Annotated in this window: 13 protein-coding genes; 5 read left to right on the top strand and 8 right to left on the bottom strand. The window is 49.2% G+C overall.

Annotation, left to right across the window (positions count from 1 at the left end; genetic code table 11):
• Positions 1 to 10: 10 nt before the first annotated feature.
• Complete coding sequence (locus tag ACO6VE_RS10570) at positions 11 to 403, bottom strand: hypothetical protein (protein ID WP_422444449.1); 393 nt, start codon at positions 401 to 403, stop codon at positions 11 to 13.
• A complete protein-coding gene (locus ACO6VE_RS10565; RefSeq protein ID WP_422461224.1) occupies positions 385 to 1,674 on the bottom strand; it encodes an MFS transporter in 1,290 nt (429 codons plus the stop codon). Before ACO6VE_RS10565 ends, ACO6VE_RS10570 begins: the two co-directional genes overlap by 19 nt.
• A 252-nt stretch (positions 1,675 to 1,926) precedes the next feature.
• On the opposite strand from ACO6VE_RS10565, the gene ACO6VE_RS10560 reads away from it, so the two are divergent.
• The 4 genes from ACO6VE_RS10560 to ACO6VE_RS10545 are packed head-to-tail and all read left to right on the top strand — an operon-like array spanning position 1,927 to position 8,073.
• Positions 1,927 to 3,846, top strand: a complete 1,920-nt coding sequence (locus ACO6VE_RS10560) for an IucA/IucC family protein (RefSeq protein WP_422461222.1) — start codon at positions 1,927 to 1,929, stop codon at positions 3,844 to 3,846.
• A gap of 41 nt (positions 3,847 to 3,887) precedes the next feature.
• Positions 3,888 to 4,904: a GNAT family N-acetyltransferase gene (locus ACO6VE_RS10555; protein ID WP_422461220.1), complete on the top strand. Its 1,017-nt coding sequence runs from the start codon at positions 3,888 to 3,890 to the stop codon at positions 4,902 to 4,904.
• A complete protein-coding gene (locus ACO6VE_RS10550; RefSeq protein WP_422461218.1) occupies positions 4,901 to 6,739 on the top strand; it encodes an IucA/IucC family protein in 1,839 nt (612 codons plus the stop codon). Before ACO6VE_RS10555 ends, ACO6VE_RS10550 begins: the two co-directional genes overlap by 4 nt.
• Positions 6,736 to 8,073, top strand: coding sequence for a lysine N(6)-hydroxylase/L-ornithine N(5)-oxygenase family protein (locus ACO6VE_RS10545; RefSeq protein ID WP_422444439.1), 1,338 nt, complete (start codon positions 6,736 to 6,738; stop codon positions 8,071 to 8,073). Before ACO6VE_RS10550 ends, ACO6VE_RS10545 begins: the two co-directional genes overlap by 4 nt.
• 143 nt (positions 8,074 to 8,216) lie before the next feature.
• Here ACO6VE_RS10545 and ACO6VE_RS10540 read toward each other — a convergent pair whose 3' ends face one another.
• The 4 genes from ACO6VE_RS10540 to ACO6VE_RS10525 all read right to left on the bottom strand — a co-directional run bounded on the left by ACO6VE_RS10540 (position 8,217) and on the right by ACO6VE_RS10525 (position 14,344).
• The gene (locus tag ACO6VE_RS10540; protein ID WP_422461216.1) at positions 8,217 to 10,286 is read right to left on the bottom strand and encodes an F-box-like domain-containing protein; all 2,070 of its coding nucleotides are present in this window, start codon (positions 10,284 to 10,286) and stop codon (positions 8,217 to 8,219) included.
• A 212-nt stretch (positions 10,287 to 10,498) separates the two neighbouring features.
• A complete protein-coding gene (locus ACO6VE_RS10535; protein WP_422444435.1) occupies positions 10,499 to 11,686 on the bottom strand; it encodes an ABC transporter ATP-binding protein in 1,188 nt (395 codons plus the stop codon).
• On the bottom strand, positions 11,683 to 13,320 hold the full coding sequence (locus ACO6VE_RS10530; RefSeq protein ID WP_422461214.1) for an ABC transporter permease: 1,638 nt from the start codon (positions 13,318 to 13,320) through the stop codon (positions 11,683 to 11,685). Before ACO6VE_RS10530 ends, ACO6VE_RS10535 begins: the two co-directional genes overlap by 4 nt.
• Before the next feature lie 13 nt (positions 13,321 to 13,333).
• Positions 13,334 to 14,344 (bottom strand): Fe(3+) ABC transporter substrate-binding protein, encoded by a 1,011-nt coding sequence (locus ACO6VE_RS10525; RefSeq protein WP_422444431.1) that lies wholly within the window; start codon positions 14,342 to 14,344, stop codon positions 13,334 to 13,336.
• Between the two features lie 672 nt (positions 14,345 to 15,016).
• Between ACO6VE_RS10525 and mnmG the strand changes: the two genes are divergently transcribed.
• The gene (mnmG, locus tag ACO6VE_RS10520) at positions 15,017 to 16,897 is read left to right on the top strand and encodes a tRNA uridine-5-carboxymethylaminomethyl(34) synthesis enzyme MnmG (protein WP_422444429.1); all 1,881 of its coding nucleotides are present in this window, start codon (positions 15,017 to 15,019) and stop codon (positions 16,895 to 16,897) included.
• Between the two features lie 55 nt (positions 16,898 to 16,952).
• On the opposite strand, the gene ACO6VE_RS10515 is transcribed toward mnmG, so the two are convergent.
• Positions 16,953 to 17,246 carry an ArsR/SmtB family transcription factor gene (locus ACO6VE_RS10515; protein WP_422461212.1) on the bottom strand — a complete coding sequence of 98 codons (294 nt, stop codon included), beginning with the start codon at positions 17,244 to 17,246 and terminating at the stop codon, positions 16,953 to 16,955.
• A gap of 168 nt (positions 17,247 to 17,414) precedes the next feature.
• Positions 17,415 to 20,170: Tn3 family transposase (locus tag ACO6VE_RS10510; protein ID WP_422461210.1), on the bottom strand; the 2,756-nt coding region annotated here is incomplete at its 5' end.

The raw sequence follows: 20,170 nt of genomic DNA, 5'->3' as shown, positions 1-20,170 counted from the left end.
ATTTGATCCTTCAAGTGATTTTCTTGTTATCCTGTATTCGATCCATTGCCCAATCCCTTGCTTCACTCCAATCCAGGCACGCCTTCATGGGAAACGGCATGGCATTTTGCATGTTTTTACTGACCACACGGTCGCCCTCTTGTTCCGAGCCAACCAGTCTGGCGACACCGGAACAATATAAGCCCAGCAACTGCCGTTTCTCCTTAAACCAGACTCCAAGCAATTTACGGGCTACGGGTGAAAATTCACTATTAGGCTGTGCATGTATTACCATGCTGAAGGGCTCTTTTCTGTCCAGAAGCCCGGATAACTCATGTAACCAATCCTGTGCATCCTGATCCGTTGCCGGAGCATTAAAGCGGATGGTAACCATTGGCCAACCCATCATTTGAATCGCAGACATAATGACTTCCCATGTTTATGATCAACCCATAAAAAAGTGATCATCAGTGATATGCTGGCAACCAGCACCCCGACCAACTCCTGCTGCCAGCTATTACTATTAATCGTGCCGGCCAGCAAAGCACCCAGCGTATAGCCAATGGTATGAATCATAGTGAGCATGCCGGTAAGAGCACCCTGCTGACTGCTGGCCTGAGCAGATGCCAATGCCGTATAGGCGGGGGTTAATAAAGCAACCGAAGCGGCGCTGATGGTCAGTCCGCTGGCCAGCCAGAACAGGCGCTCACCGGTCACCATGAACATACTGCCGATCAGCAACAACACACTCCCACACTTCAATGCCATGACCAGATTTCGCTGAACCCACCGGGCAGCGACCAGATGGGCAATAATGGTCGACAGTGCTGCCAGCATCATCAGGATTGACAGTAATCGGGTGGTGGTGACTCCGTCATGAACAATAAGATGAAGTCGGGGACCGGCCAGGTATTGCAGAAAACCAAACAACGTGGTAACTGAGCACGCCAGTAACAGCAACGGCCAGGTCTCTGTCATTAATCCCAATAAGCGCACATTGCCATTACTGGCTGCTGACTCCTTGTCATGCCTGACTGATACAGCGGGTAAAATGACCAGCATAATGAAGAGAACCATAGCCAGCAGCGATACGACACCGATGGGAAAAGCGCTTCCCCAGCCGATGAATATGGCTGGCACCAGGGGGCCTGATAGCCGACCTACATTAATACTGGCGGTGATGCGACTGAGCATTCTGGCTCGATTTGACGGACTACTGTCGTCAATTACCCATGCCTGAACCGCCGGGTACAAGCCAGATGCAAGCAGCCCATAGACGATGCGGGCAGAGAACATTAAGAAAATTGCCTGCTGTTGATTCAGCACGTCAGACACTACTCCCTGAATAGACAGGGTCAGCATCAAAAAGCTCAGGGCTATGCCGGCAGTACCCGAGATGATTACAGGTATACGACCATATCTGTCTGATATCCGTCCCCAGATGGGGGCCGATACGATAAACAATCCGGTACCGAGAGCAACCATGGTGCTGAGCACACCATAGCCAATTCCGGTCTCTTCCAGAATGGCTGGCAGGCTGATCAGCAGCGTTGTCTGGCCAGTTCCCAGCAGGAATACCGCGATCAAACGACAGAAGTTATTCCGGGCAGGGTTTTGTCCGAAAGAGCGTTGTCCGAAAGAGCGCTGCCCGGAATGGGTGTCTGTTGAAACGTGATATAACGCATTTTCCGGCATGTTCAATTCTCAATGCTGCACATTTATTATTCAATTTGTTGCAAATGATAATTGTTATCATATAGGATGACAACCCAATCCAGAACGGGATCGATTTTAAAAAGTGAAAATAACAGACCGTTGAAATGGAAAATGGGTTGGTGAATAAGTTAAGAATTGATGACCAACCCCTATTAAAACTTTTAATAACTAACTCTCAACAACGTTGTTGATGAGAGCGTAATTCGTTGAACCATAAAAACTGAAATAATAATGATGTCCTCAGATTCAATACTGAAATCGTCGGCTGATAAAATAATGTCCGGCATATCCCCCGATAGCGTGGATGCTCAACGGCGAAGTGATGCGGCTATTGTCAGAAACCAGGCTGAAGTGCTGAGCGCTAACTGTTTTTTTAATGCGCTCCTGCGAGAATGGCAAGGCTGGACATTACATAAAGTTAATGAGTTTAAAGTGATAGAGCGTTATCGATCACAATTGAACTCTGCCACCGGGAAGAACATTGATCATGTGATCAATATCCCTGTTCATGATGTATCGCTATTGGTATGTATCAGTCACTTTTCAATAACCGGGCGTCACCAGTTTTTAATGCCAGTCATTTTATCGAGCCCGGCAAAAGCAACGGCTACTCCCATCACTTTTATAGAGGCCGTTCAGTTGCTGGTCAGTGGGGATATTCTCTGGCAGAGCGATCCACAGAGCCGGAGAAACTTCCTGGAACGGGTTCATCACAGTGTTAACAATATTGAAACCAATCTGAGAGTCCGTCAGCCATCATTAGACGCTATTTTTAATGCTCCCGGGGATTTTCAGACTTCAGAACAGTCACTGCTGGCAGGGCACTCTGTCCATCCCTGCCCGAAAAGTTATGATCAATTCAGTCGGGATGATGCCGCCCGGTATATGCCTGAGTTTGGTAGCAGCTTCAAGCTACATTGGTTTGCCATAGACTCCGACCTGCTCGATGCCGACAGTGTTCATACACTGTCGTTCAGTGAACTGACCAGACAACTGGCAGAAGAAGACCAGAACTTTCCAGCTGCATTACTCCATGGAACCCCGGAGCATCAAACGCTCTTGCCTGCCCATCCATGGCAGGCTGAACAGTGGCTGAAAAGTAACTATATACGTCAGTTGATTCAGGAAAAAAAACTGGTTGATTATGGATTAAAGGGCAGTGACTGGAGAGCAACATCATCCGTGCGTTCCCTGCATGCCAGCCACGCGTCTTTCATGTTGAAGTATTCACTCAGCGTAAAACTGACCAACTCTGTGCGCCACCTGTTACCTAAAGAGGTGATTCGCGGCAAAGAGATCCATCAGGTGAAATATCATACGTCCATTGGCACGGAAATGAAGCAGCGCTACCCGGACTTTGAGGTGATCACCGAGCCTGCCCATGGGGCGATCAAGGGACCGGATGGGCAGATATTGCCAGAGACCATGATGGTTCTGCGGGAAAATCCATTCAATAACGTTCAAACATTGAGGTCAACCGAGTTACTGGCGAGCCTGACCCAGGATAATCCTGACGGTGCATCAAAGCTGGTTTCACTGATCCGGAAACTGGCTGACAAAGAGCAGCTTCCACCAGAAAGAATAGCTGTTCGCTGGTTTAACCAATACCTGTCAACCGTCGTAGAACCGCTAATGATCGGGCAGTCAGACTTTGGTCTTTTATTTGGTGCCCATCAGCAGAACCTGTTGATCACTCTGAAACAGGGTTATCCCCGGAAAGTCTATTTCCGTGATTGCCAGGGAACGGGCTACAGCCATACCGCCCGTGAACTTCTGGCGGAGACGATCTCAGCAGAAACCAGACAGCAGGAGCATCATGTGGATGGTGAACTGGGCAACTGGTTATTTACCTATTATCTGATCATCAATTCCACCTTTGGTGTCATCAGTGCCCTTGGGGCCGGGCAAGTCACTTCAGAATCTTCACTGCTGATGGCTCTGAGAGAGTTTCTGATGAAACTCAGAGCGTCTGATCCCAGAGATACAGGTTGTCTGGACTACATTCTCAATAGCCCTGAACTCTGGTCAAAAGGCAACTTTTATTGCTCTTACTGCGATATGAATGAGAACACCCTGGAAAATCCTCTGGCAGTGTATCACCCGCTATTAAACCCACTCGTGGGGTTGTCACAGGACGAACTTCTACCTTAATCGCCAAAAATCCGTAAACAGGGACAGCAATGACAACAACAATGAAACTTCCAGAAAAAACACTGCCGGGTATTCTGCATCCGGAGATAATACTGAAGCCTCTCAGCACCAACACACTGTTGATCAATGATGCTACCACTTCACTGCATTTGAGCATCTCTGGCACCGACAGGCTGGTTATTTCTCCGGCCAATAGCTCCGACCTGCAGGACAGGATTCCCGATCATCTTATGGCGGCAGGCCTGGATTATCTGTATGCAAACCATCCAACGCTGGAACAAATTCACTTGTCTCCCCTGATATCTGAACAGCTGGAGTCAGGGTCATGGCTACATGATATTGATCAAACCTCCGGGGAGAGCATCAACGTCAGAACCGGCTTTTACCAGAATCGTACGCTTTGGCATTGGCAAAACAACAATGTACTGACACCAGAAATCTGGACGGAAAACAGCAATGGCATTTCCCACCTGCTGCGACCGTTACAACCTTCCGGTGTCGTTTATAAGCGTTATGATTATCAGAATGATCTCACTATTTCGTTCCGCTCCATTGATCCGGAGGAAGACCTGGCCACTTTTCATCAGTGGATGAATCAGCCGCGAGTTGCTGAGTTCTGGGAACTGGCAAAGAGCAGGGAAGAGCTGCGTAACTACCTGCAAACGCTGCTCAAAGACAGAAAAACCTGGCCCCTGTTGGGCAGTATTAACGGTGAACCTTTTGGTTACTTTGAGCTTTACTGGGCGATGGAAGATCGCATTGCTCCCTATTATGACTGCCAGCCATGGGACCGTGGTTTTCATCTGCTGGTGGGAAACCCGGACTTCCTGGGAAAACGGTTTTCCAACAGCTGGACCAAATCCATAACCCACTTCCTCTATCTGGACGATCCGAGAACCGGCCGATTGGTTGGCGAGCCAAGGGCCGACAATCGGCGTTTATTGAAGTTACTGGCACCTGCCGGCTGGTCGTTTGTCAAAACATTTGATTTCCCCCATAAACGGGCAGCCCTGGTAAACGGTTATCGACGTACGTTTTTCAGGGAGGTACAGCTATGAATCAGGCGGTCACACAGTCTCTACTAAAGAGTCTACTGAAGAGTCCACTGAAGACCAAACCCTCCTCTTTCTGGTTACAGGCTAATCAACGTTTGCTGGCCAAAAGTCTCAGTGAACTGAGCTGGGAAGAAGCAATTTCACCACTGGAGCTTGATAACGGTGATTTCACCCTGGAGCTGCAAAGTGGCACCAGCTATCAGTTTGCAGCCTGGCGAACCGTCTGGGATCAATTGATCATTGACCCGGCCTCCATTATTCGTACCGGATCTGATGGTCAGTGCTCCTCATTTCCCGATGTCAGTCAGTTATTTATTGATGCCCGGACAGAGCTTCATCTCACGTCGGTAATATTGGCAAATTTTCTGGAAGAGCTGGCCAACACCCTGATGGCCGAAGTTCGGGTACAGCAGAACTACCATCAAAAAAACGCCACTGAGTTGATTGACCTGACCGATGATGAACTCCAATGTTATCTGGATGGTCACCCGAAAGTGACCGTCAGTAAAGGCCGTATCGGTTGGGGGGGCAATGACTATGAGGCCTATGCCACCGAATTTCTGCCGGAGATTCAACTGGAATGGCTGGCCGTCAGCCGAGAGCATTGTCAGCTATCCAAAATAGATGACCTTTCTGAGCAGGCATTATTGTCTGCAGTGCTTGATACGCAGGCTCAGGCTAAGCTTTTAGACGTCTTTCATGGAATGAATTTAACAGCAGACGAGTATTTCCTGCTGCCGGTTCACCCATGGCAATGGCAAAACAAGCTGGTGAATTTATTTGCTGGCGAGATTGCTGCGGATCGTATCGTTCATCTGGGGGCTTTTGGTGACCCGATGTTGCCGCAACAGTCTCTGCGTACGCTATCAAACCGGCAGAGACCCAAACAGTTGAACATTAAGCTGCCGCTCTCGATTTTAAACACCTCCTGCTATCGGGGTATTCCCGGTCACTACATCAAGGCCGGGCCGATGATATCCAGGTGGCTGGCCAATATTGTGAATACTGACCCAACGCTGGCAAACCGGGGCGTCATCATCCTTGAAGAGCCCGCAGGTGCCTTCTACCCCAACCCGATATTTACCCAGGTTGAGGATGCTCCCTATCGTTATCATGAGATGCTGGGCTGCATCTGGCGACAGAGTGTACACGACAAAATCAAGACATCTGAACGTGCTGTCCTGATCTCCACCCTGTTTCAACGGGATGGTTTCAATGAACCGCTCATCCATGAGTACATTCGCCGTTCAGGGCTGTCAGCCAGACAATGGTTGACCCGACTGTTCAATTCGGTGGTCATCCCACTCTACCATTTGCTCTGTAAATACGGTGTTGGCCTGGTGGCCCATGGCCAGAATGTCACGGTGGTTCTTGAGCATCATCAGCCTGTCCGTGTTGCTCTTAAAGATTTTCAGGGGGACTTGCGCCTTATTGATCAGGACTTTCCTGAGCTGGAAAGCCTGAGTGACTATGCCCGCTCAGTGACTACGAGACTGCCCGCTGAATACCTTATTCATGACTTGCAGACTGGGCACTTTGTCAGCGTTCTGCGCTTTATTTCCGCTTGCCTGGCAGAAAAAGGCCTGGCGGAAAAAGGATTTTCTGAGGTGGACTTTTACGGACTCCTTGGTAAACAACTGCAGTTGTATATGAAAGCACATCCGGAACTGAACGGGCGCTTTAAACTGTTTGACCTGTTCCAACCGGAAATGGCCCGTGTTTGCCTGAACAGAGTCCGATTCAAACAGGGTTATGGTGACGCCAGTGAACGTCCACTGCCGGAACTGGGTACACCGCTTAACAACCCATTAGCAACGACATTCAGGGAAGTACGATGAGATTGCAAAAAATCACGGATTGCGAAACCGATATTCTGGAACTGGCCGGACTGGGTGCCGGGCCATTCAATTTGAGCCTGGCCGCCCTGCTGGATAGTCAACCCACCATTTCAACCCGGTTTTTTGACAAAAAAGCAACCTTTGGCTGGCATCCGGGCCTAATGCTTCCGGGGGCTCATATGCAAACTTCCTGTCTGAAAGACCTGGTTACTGCTGTTCAGCCAACAAGCCCATGGTCGTTTATTTCATTTCTGGTCAATAAAGGGCGTTTTTACTCATTTCTCTCCACCGAAAAAATGGTCATCAGTCGTACAGAGTTTGTTGAATACCTGAGCTGGGTGGCAAATAACCTGAGTTCGGTCACGTTTGATACTGAAATTCGGGAAGTCAGCTTTACCGATCATCACTTTGTGCTGAAGTCTGACCATCAATCCTTTAAAGCCAGGAATCTCTGTCTGGGCACCGGCAAATCACCCTATACCCCGGAGTGTACCCGGCGATGGCTCGGCCCGGACTGCTTCCATGCCGGTAGCCTGATGACGCAGGATGTAGATTTAGCCAATAAACGGGTGGCGGTTATTGGTGGCGGACAGACCGGGGCCGAAGTCTTCCTGAACTGTCTGCGAGGCCAATGGGGAAAGGTTGCTCAGGTGAACTGGGTATCCCGGCGAGCGGGCTTTGAACCCCTGGATGAAAGTCCCTTTACCAATGAGTATTTCACCCCGGGCTATGTGGGCCAGTTTCTGTCACTGCCCAGTGATAAAAAACAGAACATCGTCAATTATCAAAAGCTGGCAAGTGATGGAATTACCCCGGCCTATCTGCTGGAACTCTACCGGGAGCTTTATGACCGAACCTATCTTGGCAACGGTGATGTGAGCTGGCAATTGCTGCCGGACCGAACGTTAGCAGATATGTCCTTAACGTCCACAGGCTTTTATGATCTGCGTTTATTCAATGCATTGTCAGAATGCGATGAACAGCTGGCCGCTGACGTGGTTATTCTATGTACTGGCTTTCAGAATGCACTGCCCGAGTATCTGGAACCGATTCGGGAACAGTTAACGATGGATCAGCAAAATCGATTCAAGCTATCCCCAAGTTTTAAAGTGGCCTGGGATGGCCCGGAAGACCGACGGATTTATGCGGTGAATGCCGGTTTACACAGTCACGGCATTGTTGAGCCGCAGTTAAGTCTCACGGCCTGGCGCTCAGCAACCATCATTAATGACTTGATGCACGAAGACGTCTTTCCGGTCAATCAACCACCCGGTTTTATCCACTGGCTGAGTAATACGGATTTTCTGCCCAATGGCAAAGAAGAAAATGGGTAGTCTTTTTTCCACCGGCCTCTATCTACAAGGTTGGTAGAATAGTCCTTGAAATTCAGATTAAAGAAGGGCATGCAGTCTGGTGTAAGAGGCTACCTGAGAATGGACTGCCCTATCGGGCAGCTGCTGCTACATTCATACGGTGGCTATTCTTGGTCAACCTCCCGGGATCTCGGTAAATGCATTCTTTGTTGCCTGTCAGGTTCCCGCTCGATCTGCCAAAAAGACAGGATTTTCCGGTCGCCATCCATAGAGCTGACCTGTATGGAGTGACCGCAAGGACTGAATTTGAAGCTGTCAATGCAACCCTCCGCTTGCAGGCGGCCCTTTTCCTGCCAGATACCCTTTGGAGTTATGCCCAGTACAACCAGACAAGATTTGTCGTTAACATCAAGGCCGGCAAAAAGGGACCCACCGTGATTAAAATCAGGTTCACAGAGTCGTAAATCAGAGTCCGGGGTTTGCCGGACCCATTCACCGTATTTCTTTTGCACCTGGATATCCAGCCTCCCCCGATCGTCAGTACAAATAATCGAGTGTCCGTCCGGGCTGAGCTTCTGGGCAGTAGGAACAGCGGAGTTTGCATACCTGCGAGGATATCCCCTGTCACAAATATAAGTAAACATGTGCTGGCAGTGCCACATTCCGGCCCCGTCCAATTGCCAGATCATTGCAGATCCCTCCTGAAACAGCACAAATACCGAGGAGTCCACATTGAATGTCACCATTGAATTAGGCAAAACCCAGCGGGACTTCTGGAAATAGTCATGATCTTTTATTTCCGCTACCCAACCGTTGTTATCCGTTAAATGCCAGATATCAAAATTATCTTCGCCATGAACAACCAGATACCGGCTATCGGGACTGAAGGTTACGTCCAGCGATATAATATCAACGGGTTGCGGCTGATGTTTGGTGATTCTTAATGCTTCAGACCATCGACCGTTATCACCAAGACTAAAAACAACCACGAAAAAATCCTCTACATTTATATCCATGTCGTCGGAATCTTCCCCGGCATCATTGAAGCATGCAGCAAAATGTTGACTGTCCGGACTGAATTGAATGGTGTCAAAACCACAATAATCCTCTACTCTTTTTCTCGCTTCTGTCAGAGCCATGGTAGGCATGCTAAATTCCAGTTTCCCGTTGGCTAACCAACGGCCATCCTTTCTTTTTCCATAGAAATCGATATATCTTCCACAATTTATGGCAATATGATTACTGTCCGGGCTGAAAATACTGCGACGTCCGATGCAAACACCGTTGTTTTGCCATTGACCATTCAATTGCTGGCCTAAAATCAGGCTCATCCGGTAAGATTCAGAATAAATCAGAGATTTCCCATCAGGTGAAATCTGAAAAGATAAAAAGCTGAAATCAAGGCTTTTTATTCCATAAGGATCGGGAAAAAGCTCAGCGACAGTCATTCGCTTTGTTTCAGTCCATAAGCCTTTCCCATCCCGCTGAATAATCGACAGTAAAGCGTCTTTAGCACCATAGGTTTTAAAAGCAGATCTATCAGAGGGGGGAGGATCAACAGGTATAAAAACAGTATTGCCATGGTATCGATCAATGCTGTTAAAGCATTCGAAGAAACTGCGAGCTTTAATGGTGAATTCCCTGCTCCAGCAACCATCACTTCCCGCCGTCCAGATAGAACACTGAGAGCTGTGACTATCATTAATGAGCAGCCGACTGTGATTCTCATTGAGATAGTATTCACTAATGTTATCTTCCCTGCCAAACGAGTTTTGCAGCACAAATTTAAGTGAGGTGGCATTAATGGTTTCATTGCGTAAATGATCAGCGTGATATGCGCAGATTGCCGGAAAATTTTCAGTACAATACGATTGCCCGGCAATGACTTGTATTTTTGATGTCCGCAGATGATGAATCAGTGGTTGATTGGTAATACTCAGACCCCGGTAAAACAGCTGTTCATTCTTACTCAGATTCCCGTAGCACCGAACAACTTCAAATAATCCATATTCATTCAGGACAGTGTGCATTCTTCTGGAAACAAGTGCCAAATTACACGCGTCCTTAAGCGGTAAATAACCGGTAATTTTCAACAATAATTCCACCGGTAGCGAGGTAATACTCCACCTGTGAAAATGAGCTGATTGTTCAGGAATAACCGGATTCGTTTCACTCAGACAAGGTTCATCTGGTTTTTCCTGTGCAGGAGGCAATGGCAAGATAGACTCTCTCATCAGATCACTCCGGAAAAATCTGATAGAGGTTAGTCCAGAGAAGTCATATCTGAAATAATTCTCAGGACTTTGTCGCTCTAAGGGATTTTGTGAGGGAGCGCCGTACCGGGGAGTACGGTCGACTGAGCAAAACTCACTTAGAGCGGCAAAGGACAAACGGGAGCAAGTTTCTGAAATATCCGGGTTAGCCTGACATCAGTTATGTCTGGGCATCATGGTGCGGTTCCTCTTTTTCGCCGTGCGTTCAGGCCATCAGCATCAAACAACACCAGATCATGGGGAATAATGTTCAGTTGAACGTTGGCATTCCCGGCTACCGGGTTTGAATGCTCTGCCACCAGCTGATAACTCCCCTGGCAACAGTCCAGATGAATCTCGCTGCGTATACTTTTGCCCATAAACTGCTGCCGGGTAATCGTTGCCTGTGGAAAAGTATCGGCAGAGGTCTGAGACAGTAAGCCTTCAGATTTATCCACAGCCGAGAGGGCCACCATCTGTGGCCGGATAAACAACTCCAGGCTTGTGCCTGCCTTTTCCACAGAGAGCGGTTGGGTGGATGCCACAACGCCCAGCGGGGTGCTCACATGAAACTCATCTTCAATGGTGGCCGGCAGAACATTTCCGGCCCCCATAAAGTCGGCAATAAAACGGTTATCAGGGTAGTGATAGATATCGAAGGCCGTCCCCTGCTGCATGATTCTGCCCTGCCCCATGACGGCGATGGTATCCGCAAAAGCAAAACCTTCTTCACGACTGTGGGTCACAAACAGTCCGGCGACTTTTTGCTGCTTCAGAATATCCCGTATTTCCCTGACCAGATGCTGACGGACCTGGCTGTCGATATTGGAAAACGGTTCATCCAGCAACAGAATGGAAGGCTCGTTGGCCAGTGCCCTGGCGATGGCCACCCGTTGTTGCTGCCCTCCGGACAGTTCATGTGGATAGCGCTGGTCAAGACCATAAAGATTCACCAGCTGCAGCATATCCTGAACCCGTTGCCTGACCTGTTCGGAGGTCTGTTGGTTCTGGCCGAAGGCACCCTTAAGTCCAAAACTGTTAAGTCCAAAACTGATGTTGTCAAACACCGTCAGGTGGGGAAACAGGGCATAATCCTGAAAGATCATGCCGATGCCCCGCTGCTCTGGCGGTGTTACCCGGGCAGCTGAGCTGACTTCCCGGCCATGCAGTTCAATGGTGCCGGATACCGGTTGAATCAAACCGGCGATCGCTTTTAATAAGGTCGACTTACCACAGCCACTGCGACCCAGCAGGCAGACAATTTCACCATCCTCTATGGCCAGGTTTACCCCGGACAGGACCAGAGGATCGCCAGTGGCGCTGCTTTTTCTGGCTGACCGATCATAAGCACAGGCAAGTTCAGTGATGTTCAGGGCACTCATTGCTGTTCCTGCCTTTCCAGAGAGCGATTAAGCATAATAAGGGGCACCAATCCTACCAGAACCAGCACCAATGCGGCAGGTGCCGCATATTCCAGCTGCTCATCAGACACATATTGGAAGACCCGGGTGGCCAGTGTTTCAAAATTAAAGGGGCGCAGTAGCAGTGTGGCAGGCAGCTCTTTCATACCCTCAATAAATACCAGCAGCAGCCCTGCCAGCATGCCTTTACGGATCAACGGCAGATGCACACGCTTGACCATTTCCCCGGGGTTACACCCCAGGGTTCGGCTGGCCATATCCAGTGAAGGAGACACTCGCCCAAGACTGGACTCAACGCTGCCAACCGCAACAGCGGAGAACCGCACCACGTAGGCAAACACCAGGGTAATGGCAGAGCCACTGAAAATAAGCCCAACCGGTGACTGGTGCCAGTGAATCAGCAGTTCGTTGAGCACATTATCCGAGAGCGTCAGAGGGATCAGTACCCCAATGGCCAGAACATTGCCCGGCAGGGCGTAACCGGTGGAGGCCAGGCGAGCAGGGATACGGGACAAGCTCGTGCGCTGTAAACGCTGATAAACGCCCAGGAACAAGGCAATAAAGCAGGCAACAGCAGCTGCGGAACCGGAAACCATCAGACTGTTGATACCATATTCAAACAGAGCACTGCTCCATGAATCATCGAAATAGACAATCAGGTACTCCACCAGCACCAGAGAAGGCAGCAAAAAGCCCAGGGTGACCAGCAGCCAGCACCAGCCGATAGCCAGCCATTTTGACCAGCCAGAAAGCTCGATCAACTCCCGCTGCTCCTGCCCGGTATTTTTCTGGTACAGCTGCTGTTTACGACGGCTGTATTTTTCCATACTGATCAACAACATGACCACCAGCAACATCATGGCCGAGATTTTTGCCGCCGCATTCAGGCTGCCATAACCTAGCCAGGTGTCGTATACCGCCGTGGTTAATGTGGGCACGGAAAAATAGCTTACCGTGGCAAAATCACCCAGGGCTTCCATGCCCATAAGCGCCAGACCGGTAATGATGGCGGGACGGGCCATGGGCAGGGTTACCCGGAAAAAACTGTGCAGAGGTGAGCAACCTAACAGTCGGCTGGCCAGGGTCTGGCTTTTCGATTGCTCAAGAAACGCGGTTCTTGCCAGCAGATACAGATAGGGATAAAGCACCAGGGCAAGCACTATAATGGCACCGCCCAGGCTGCGTATCTCCGGGAAGGAATAGTCTGCGGCTGACGTCCAACCCGTGAGCGCTCTGAGAAAACGCTGCACTGGTCCGGCAAATTCCAGCAGGTCGGTATAGATATAGGCAATAACGTAGGATGGCATGGCCAGTGGTAATACCAGTAACCACTGGAGCTGATCTCTTGCCGGAATCCGGGCATTGGCCATCACCCAGGCGGCAGGGATCGCCAGAACAGCCCCAAGTCCCCCTACCCCGAGAATCAGAAGAACACTGTTCACGATGTAGGTGGTCAGGACGGTATCCCAAAGATGATCAAATAACTCACCGGCAGGGGTGAAAGCCTCCAGGATCAGGGCGATAACAGGGGAAAAAAGCAAAAGGGCCAGCAGCCAGCTGCCAGCCCTCCAGTAGGTTGGTAAGTTGTGATTCATGCACTAATGAGATCTATAGATCAAATTTTACTTCGTCCAGAAGACGTTGAGCCTTGGTTCGGTTGGCGGCAATGTCTGAAATAGGCAGTGGATCCGCCTTGAATTCTCCCCATGCAGCCACGGTGTCAGACACTGGAACGTTCGGGTTGACCGGGTATTCCATATTGTCCCGGGCATAAATGGACTGAGCCTCTTCACTGGCCAGGTACTCCATCAGCCTGAGGGCATTATCCTTGTTCGGTGCGTACTTTGCCATCACCATGCCACTGATGTTGACATGGGAACCCACCGTCTTCTGGTTCGGGAAGTTAATATAAACGGCATCAGCCCAGGCTTTCTGATCATCATTCTTCATCATCTTGCCAAAGTAGTAGCTGTTGCCCAGAGAGACATCACAAACCCCCTCTTTGATCGCTTTGACCTGGGCCCGGTCATTCCCCTGGGGACGACGGGCCAGGTTGGCTTTTACCCCTTCCAGCCACTGTTTGGTTTGTGCTTCACCGTTATGGGCGATCATCGAGGCGACCAGACCAATGTTGTAGGGGTGCTTGCCGCTGCGGGTACAGATCTTGCCTTTGAACTTGCTGCTGGCCAGGTCTTCGTAGTTGATATCAACGGGCTTGTCGCTGCGTTTGGAGCTGTAAATATTCCGCACCCGCATGGTTAATGAGTACCACTGGTTGTCCGGATCCCTTAAGTGCACAGGGATGTTCTCATTAATGGTTTTACTGTTCACGGGTTGCACCAGTTGGCGATCAACCAGATCAAAAAGACTGATCATGTCGGAAGTCAGTACGACATCTGCCGGGCTGAATTTGCCTTCCCGCTCAATACGCTCCTCCAGTCCTTTCTTGGCAAACACCACGTTCACCTTTACGCCCGTTTCCTGTTCAAAGTCTTTCAGCATGGGCTCTATCAGAAAAGGCTGACGATAAGAGTAGATATTGACCTCTTCAGCAGCCTGGGCCAGCAAAGAAGAACAGGAAATAGCAATAGCGGAAGTAATAGAGAGGAGTTTTTTCATAGCAGTCTGCAAACAAGAATTATTATCGTTTGCGAATTGTACTTATTTTCCCTGACTTCGCAACTGCTTTATTGCGCTGTGGATAAATTCAATGGCGATAAATCCACCGATTACCCGGCAGATCCCATCACAGCGGGTTGTCGGGCAAAGTACCCGGGCGTTATGGAAATGTGGAAATATACACAGATAAGCTATGAACAACGCAGGGAATAACCTTTTTATAAAATTGCCCTGTGGATAAGGTCGTTTTTTTCCACAGTTTAATGACAGGTTAACTAAACCTTGTGACCAGCAACATAACAGGGTTGTTCAATTTATAATGTGTTGAAAATAAAGAGTTTTGTACGTTTATCCACAGATTTTATCAACACTAATATCAATAAAAAAAATAAGATAACACTAAAAAACAGCTATTCGCTGTTATTACTGTTGTTTAACTGGAAGAACTTCGTCGTTTGATAAGAAAAAACCAAACTTTTTGGGCAGATCTACGGGCTGTGAGTAAAATTACGTGACCGGTTGCCACTCACGCCCGTTATGCAAGCCTGGTTATCGGGCGGGCACTGTGAAGTCTTCAGGTCACGCTTATCCAATGATGGGTCACAGCACTGGCTAACCGGTGTATAATTGCTAGCCTTATCTTCTCTTGATAACAGGTGACAGACGTTGGCAGTGGATTTCCCAAAACAATTTGATGTGATTGTGATCGGTGGTGGTCATGCCGGTACGGAGGCCGCCCTGGCGGCAGCTCGTATGGGCGTTAAAACGTTGTTGTTGACCCATAACATCGAAACTCTGGGGATGATGTCCTGTAATCCGGCCATTGGCGGGATTGGTAAAAGTCATCTGGTCAAAGAGGTGGATGCCCTTGGCGGTGCCATGGCAACAGCGACGGATCTTGCCGGTATCCAGTTTCGGGTGCTCAATGGCAGAAAAGGACCGGCGGTCAGGGCTACCCGGGCACAGGCTGACCGGGCACTTTACAAGGCCGCCATTCGTTCGATTCTGGAAAACCAGGAGAACCTGTGGATATTTCAGCAGTCTGCGGATGATCTGGTGGTTGATGACAACACCAGCCAGGTGCGTGGTGTCGTGACCAACATGGGCGTTCGTTTTCTTGCCGCAAACGTTGTTCTGACCGCAGGGACTTTTCTGGGGGGGCGAATTCATATTGGTCTGGAAAACCACAGCGGTGGCCGGGCCGGTGATCCGCCCTCCATTGCCCTGGCCAACCGGCTGAGAGAACTGCCCCTGGATGTTCGACGCCTGAAAACAGGGACGCCTGCACGTATTGATGCCCGAAGTGTGGATTTTTCCGTGATGGAAGCGCAACCGGGGGATACGCCGATGCCGGTGATGTCTTACCTTGGCACGGTTGAGCAACACCCTGAACAGGTGTCCTGCTATATCACCCATACCAATGAGCGTACCCACGAGATCATCCGTGGAGGACTGGACCGTTCACCCATGTTTACCGGGGTAATTGAAGGGATAGGTCCGAGGTATTGCCCATCCATTGAGGATAAAATTACCCGGTTTGCGGATAAAACCTCCCATCAAGTCTTTCTGGAGCCGGAAGGGTTGTCCACCAATGAGCTTTATCCCAATGGCATCTCCACCAGTTTGCCCTTTGATGTGCAGATCAACCTGATCCAATCCATTCGTGGCCTGGAAAATGCCCATATTACCCGTCCCGGTTACGCCATCGAGTACGATTACTTTGATCCGAGAGGACTTAAGTACTCCCTGGAAACCAAAGCCATTGGAGGCCTGTTCTTTGCCGGTCAAATCAACGGTACCACTGGCTATGAAGAAGCGGCCGCACAGGGACTGTTGGCGGGTATGAATGCGGCGCTCAGGGCACAGGATAAAGAGTCCTGGTGCCCACGTCGTGATGAAGCGTACATCGGTGTGCTGGTGGATGACCTGATTACCAATGGCACCAGTGAGCCTTACCGCATGTTTACCAGCCGGGCAGAATATCGGTTGATCCTGCGGGAAGATAACGCCGACCTGCGCCTGACGGAGAAAGGCCGGGCACTGGGGCTGGTGGATGATCAAAGGTGGATGGCCTTCAGTGACAAGAAGGAGCGTATTGAGAAGGAGTCTGAGCGCCTCAGGGCAGCGTTTGTTCATCCCGGTAGTGATGCTGCCCGTACCCTGGAAAATAAGCTCAGCAAACCTTTAAGCCGTGAATACAGCCTACTGGAACTGCTGCGTCGTCCGGAACTGACCTATAACGATGTGGCCGGACTGGTGGGAGACGCGGAAACCCATGATCAGGTCGCTGAACAGGTGGAGATACAGACCAAGTATCAGGGTTATATTGACCGTCAGACCGAAGAGATAGACCGTATGCGACGTTATGAGAACACCCGCATACCACAGGCGCTGGACTACACATTGATCGAAGGGCTTTCCAACGAGCTGAAGCAGAAGCTGACGGATGCCCGTCCGGAGACACTGGGCCGTGCTTCCCGTATCCAGGGGATGACGCCTGCTGCCGTATCTCTATTGCTGGTTTATATGAAAAAGCGCTCTATGGCTGCTTAATTGATCCGGTTACCAGTTCCTGATGGATCAGGCACTGGTAACCTACCCCGCCTGATTACGTTGACTCGTCCGCACAACACTCCTCGCTGAGAAACCCCATGACCTCATTGAAGGTGGCGAACTGGGGAATGCAATACAGTGTCCTGCCATCCCTCTTCTGCTTAATCAGCCCCACAGAGACCAGGGCTGAAATATGATGGGAAAGGGTTGAACCCGGAATGTCCAGCTCTTTTTGCAGGGCTCCCACCGGCACACCCTGATGGCCAGACCTGACCAGGCGTTTGTAGATTCCAAGTCGTGAAGGGTGACCCAACTCTACGCGAAGACCGACTTTTGACCCATAGATCAATAAATAATACTACATGGTCGGCCGAAACGGCATTTTTAACAGACGCTCCCTAATCATGCCCGAAAACCGCGTTTTCAAGCAGTTATTAAATTCTCAAACTGAATAGCAGGCTTAGGGCCCCGACCTGCAAAATTGCTTTTACGTCAGAAAAATTCGCTAACCTACTGTTTATAAAACAGAAATTGAGAAATCTAACGGGCGCACATGCCTGCCTAATTCAAGACGGTAGTCTCCTAGCCTGTTCGCACTTTCAATATAGGGAGACAGGTGTTTCAAATCGTCTTCAGTAATCTTTTGTCCTTCTTCTCTCAGTTCTTTGAGTACCCTTGTCATCACTTCGACGTTATAAAATATGAGCATATTAGTGGCCAGATGATTCCACTTAATGATTTTGGCCTGCTCGTGTCGGTCATTTTCCCGAATCACGCCCTTGTTGTAGAAGAAAATCCAGTCAGAAAACTTGTTAAAGTGCTCACTTTTGTTGGTCGAAGCATTAATCATACGGCGAAGGCCACCATCAGCTATGTACTCCATCAGAAACTGAGTTCGTACGACCCTGCCAAGCTCCCTGAAGCCATAATACAGCTGGTTTTTCCGACTCTTGCCAGTCAAGCGACGAACAATGGTTGATGCAGTCAGTTTCCCCGCTTTAATTGACATGGCGATTCTCAGCATTTCCGGTAATTCTCTTTCGATTACCTTGTAGTCGATAGGCTCCGCAAAGATACCGTTGATGTGCTTGAATCTGGCTCCTGCCTCTGGTCGGTGTAGGTTTAACCGCTTAATGTTCTTTATCCTGGGCATTAGCTTGATTCCCAGCAAATAAGCCAATCCAAAAACTGCAAGGCTTTGCCCGTGTGTATCAGAATGGACAGTATCGGGTTGAATATCGGAATCATTCTGCAGAAGACCGTCCAGAATATAAATTGCCTCATAAACACCACAGGGTATAAAGCGTGAAAAAAGGCAGATATATTTGTCGCTGAGGTGGTAGTAGGCAATGCCGCCATAGCCACCATACCGAATGTGGTACTCGGACAGAAGGTTGTTTTCGTACACATCCCATTTTGTGCCGTCGGCGGACGCTCTTTTTCCGGTTCCCCAGTAGCTAGGTAGCGAAAATTGGTTATAGCCATTAATGACATCCCTGATACATTTGATGAGAGTGTCTTCAGAACAGTGCTTAAGGTTCAGCCGTGCAATTTGTTTTCGGCTGATATTCTGAACTGAGCGGGACAACTGGACTGGCCCAAGGTTACAGCCGTAACAAAGCAGGTTGAGAACAAAGCGCTCTTCTGTATTATCGATTCTGGATTTGTTACCCGACAGAGGCCGGATATGCTTGCTGAGATTCAGCCACTTTTCAGTTTCAGACAGCACATCCAGAATATTTTTGGGCGGCATACGCTCTTTGATCAGGGATACGAGCACTTCTTGTTCAGGGGTTGGCTTCTCTGCCTTGATTGGGGTGATGCATAGCTTTTTATTAATGATTTGCACTTCAGTATTATCTGGGAACTGCTCATCAGCCTTTTTGCAAACAGCGTGAAGTCTGGCTTTGAGCTGCCTGCAAAAGTCGCTACCATTGGAGGGATAGCTCATCATTTGGCAGAAATCTTCGAACTGCTCTTGATACTCTTCTTCTGAGATAAACTGGGTTCTGAAATCACTATAATTCTCACTGTCTTCAACAAATAAGTCGCCTGACCTGAGTGCTTCTGCAACCAGCGTAAAGAGGCACAGCTCAAGATAAAGGCGATGTACCTTAGTAACGGGCTCACCTTTCTTTTGAGTCTCAGTGACTGAAGTCCACCACTTTCTTGCAGGTATCCACTTTAGGGATACAGAGCTGTTGGATACATCAATATGGCTTTTACGTGATGCCTGGTGTTTCTTGATAAACAGTATGGCTTTGATCAACTCATAGTCACTATTAGGCGTTCTCACTTTCAGCAAGCTCAGGGCATCAAACAGATTTGCTCTGTGATTTTTGAACATAGGGAGTAAAAACGGGAGGTAGTTGTTGCTTGAGTAAGTCAGTAGCTGGTCGCAGGAGTCGATCACTTCCTGCGGATTGTGTTTCAGGGCTGTGCCTATATTCCGGAGTTTATGCTGATCGTCTCTGCAACTCCCCTGGTAAGCAACGGTGACATCCTTCAGCTGCCCGATAAGCTGCTCCTGCTGTTTCGTTTTATTTTTCAGCCATTCCTTCAGCTTCTTGTCTGCCCGAGTGTGCATACGCCGAATCAGTTTGATCAGTAAATCAGCCGCATCATCAAGGGTGCGGGAAAGTCGGTAACGGAGCAGGATCGTCAACAGTAACTCTTGCTTACCCTTTCTCAATCGAGCCATTTCCGAACGATCCAGAGCACGGGCTTCCAACTGCAAGTCCCGGTATTTGTCAGGTGTGATATCCGGCAAGTTGGGTAGATCTGCCTGTTGCTTGCGAAGCCAGCTCAATACTCCCAGCGTATTAGTTGTGTTTTTTGTCGTCAGCTTTCCAGGTTCTTTTTTAAGCTTTTCCCATGGTTCTTCATCCAGTAATGATGAGAGAACCAGTCTGGACTTTTCATCAAGAGAATCGAGGTAATTGCTGTAGAGTTCTTTATTAATCCTTCGGCGCTGGTCACTTGCGACCCGAGCAAGTGCATCAAAGGTAGGAAGCTCATAAGAGTCTTTAATCAGATTTTCGAGAACTTCATTGATGATATCCGCTAGGTGGTGTTTGCTTTTTGCTGACTCATAAGCCAGCTGTATGATGATATTCCTGCCAGCGGGTTTTACTTTGAAGCGATCTCGCAGCAGGCTCAGATAGATACTTCTTGCGGAAGAATCCCTGTGTTTTCTGACTTCTTCACCAGAACTCCGACTCTTTGTTATCTTGCCGTAATATTGAATGTATCCATCAGGTAGGTCATCAAAAC

The organism is Endozoicomonas sp. ALB115 (assembly GCF_049310245.1).
Taxonomy (GTDB): domain Bacteria; phylum Pseudomonadota; class Gammaproteobacteria; order Pseudomonadales; family Endozoicomonadaceae; genus Endozoicomonas.
Note: the sequence above shows the minus strand (reverse complement) of the source record. Positions and strands in the feature narration are given on the sequence as shown.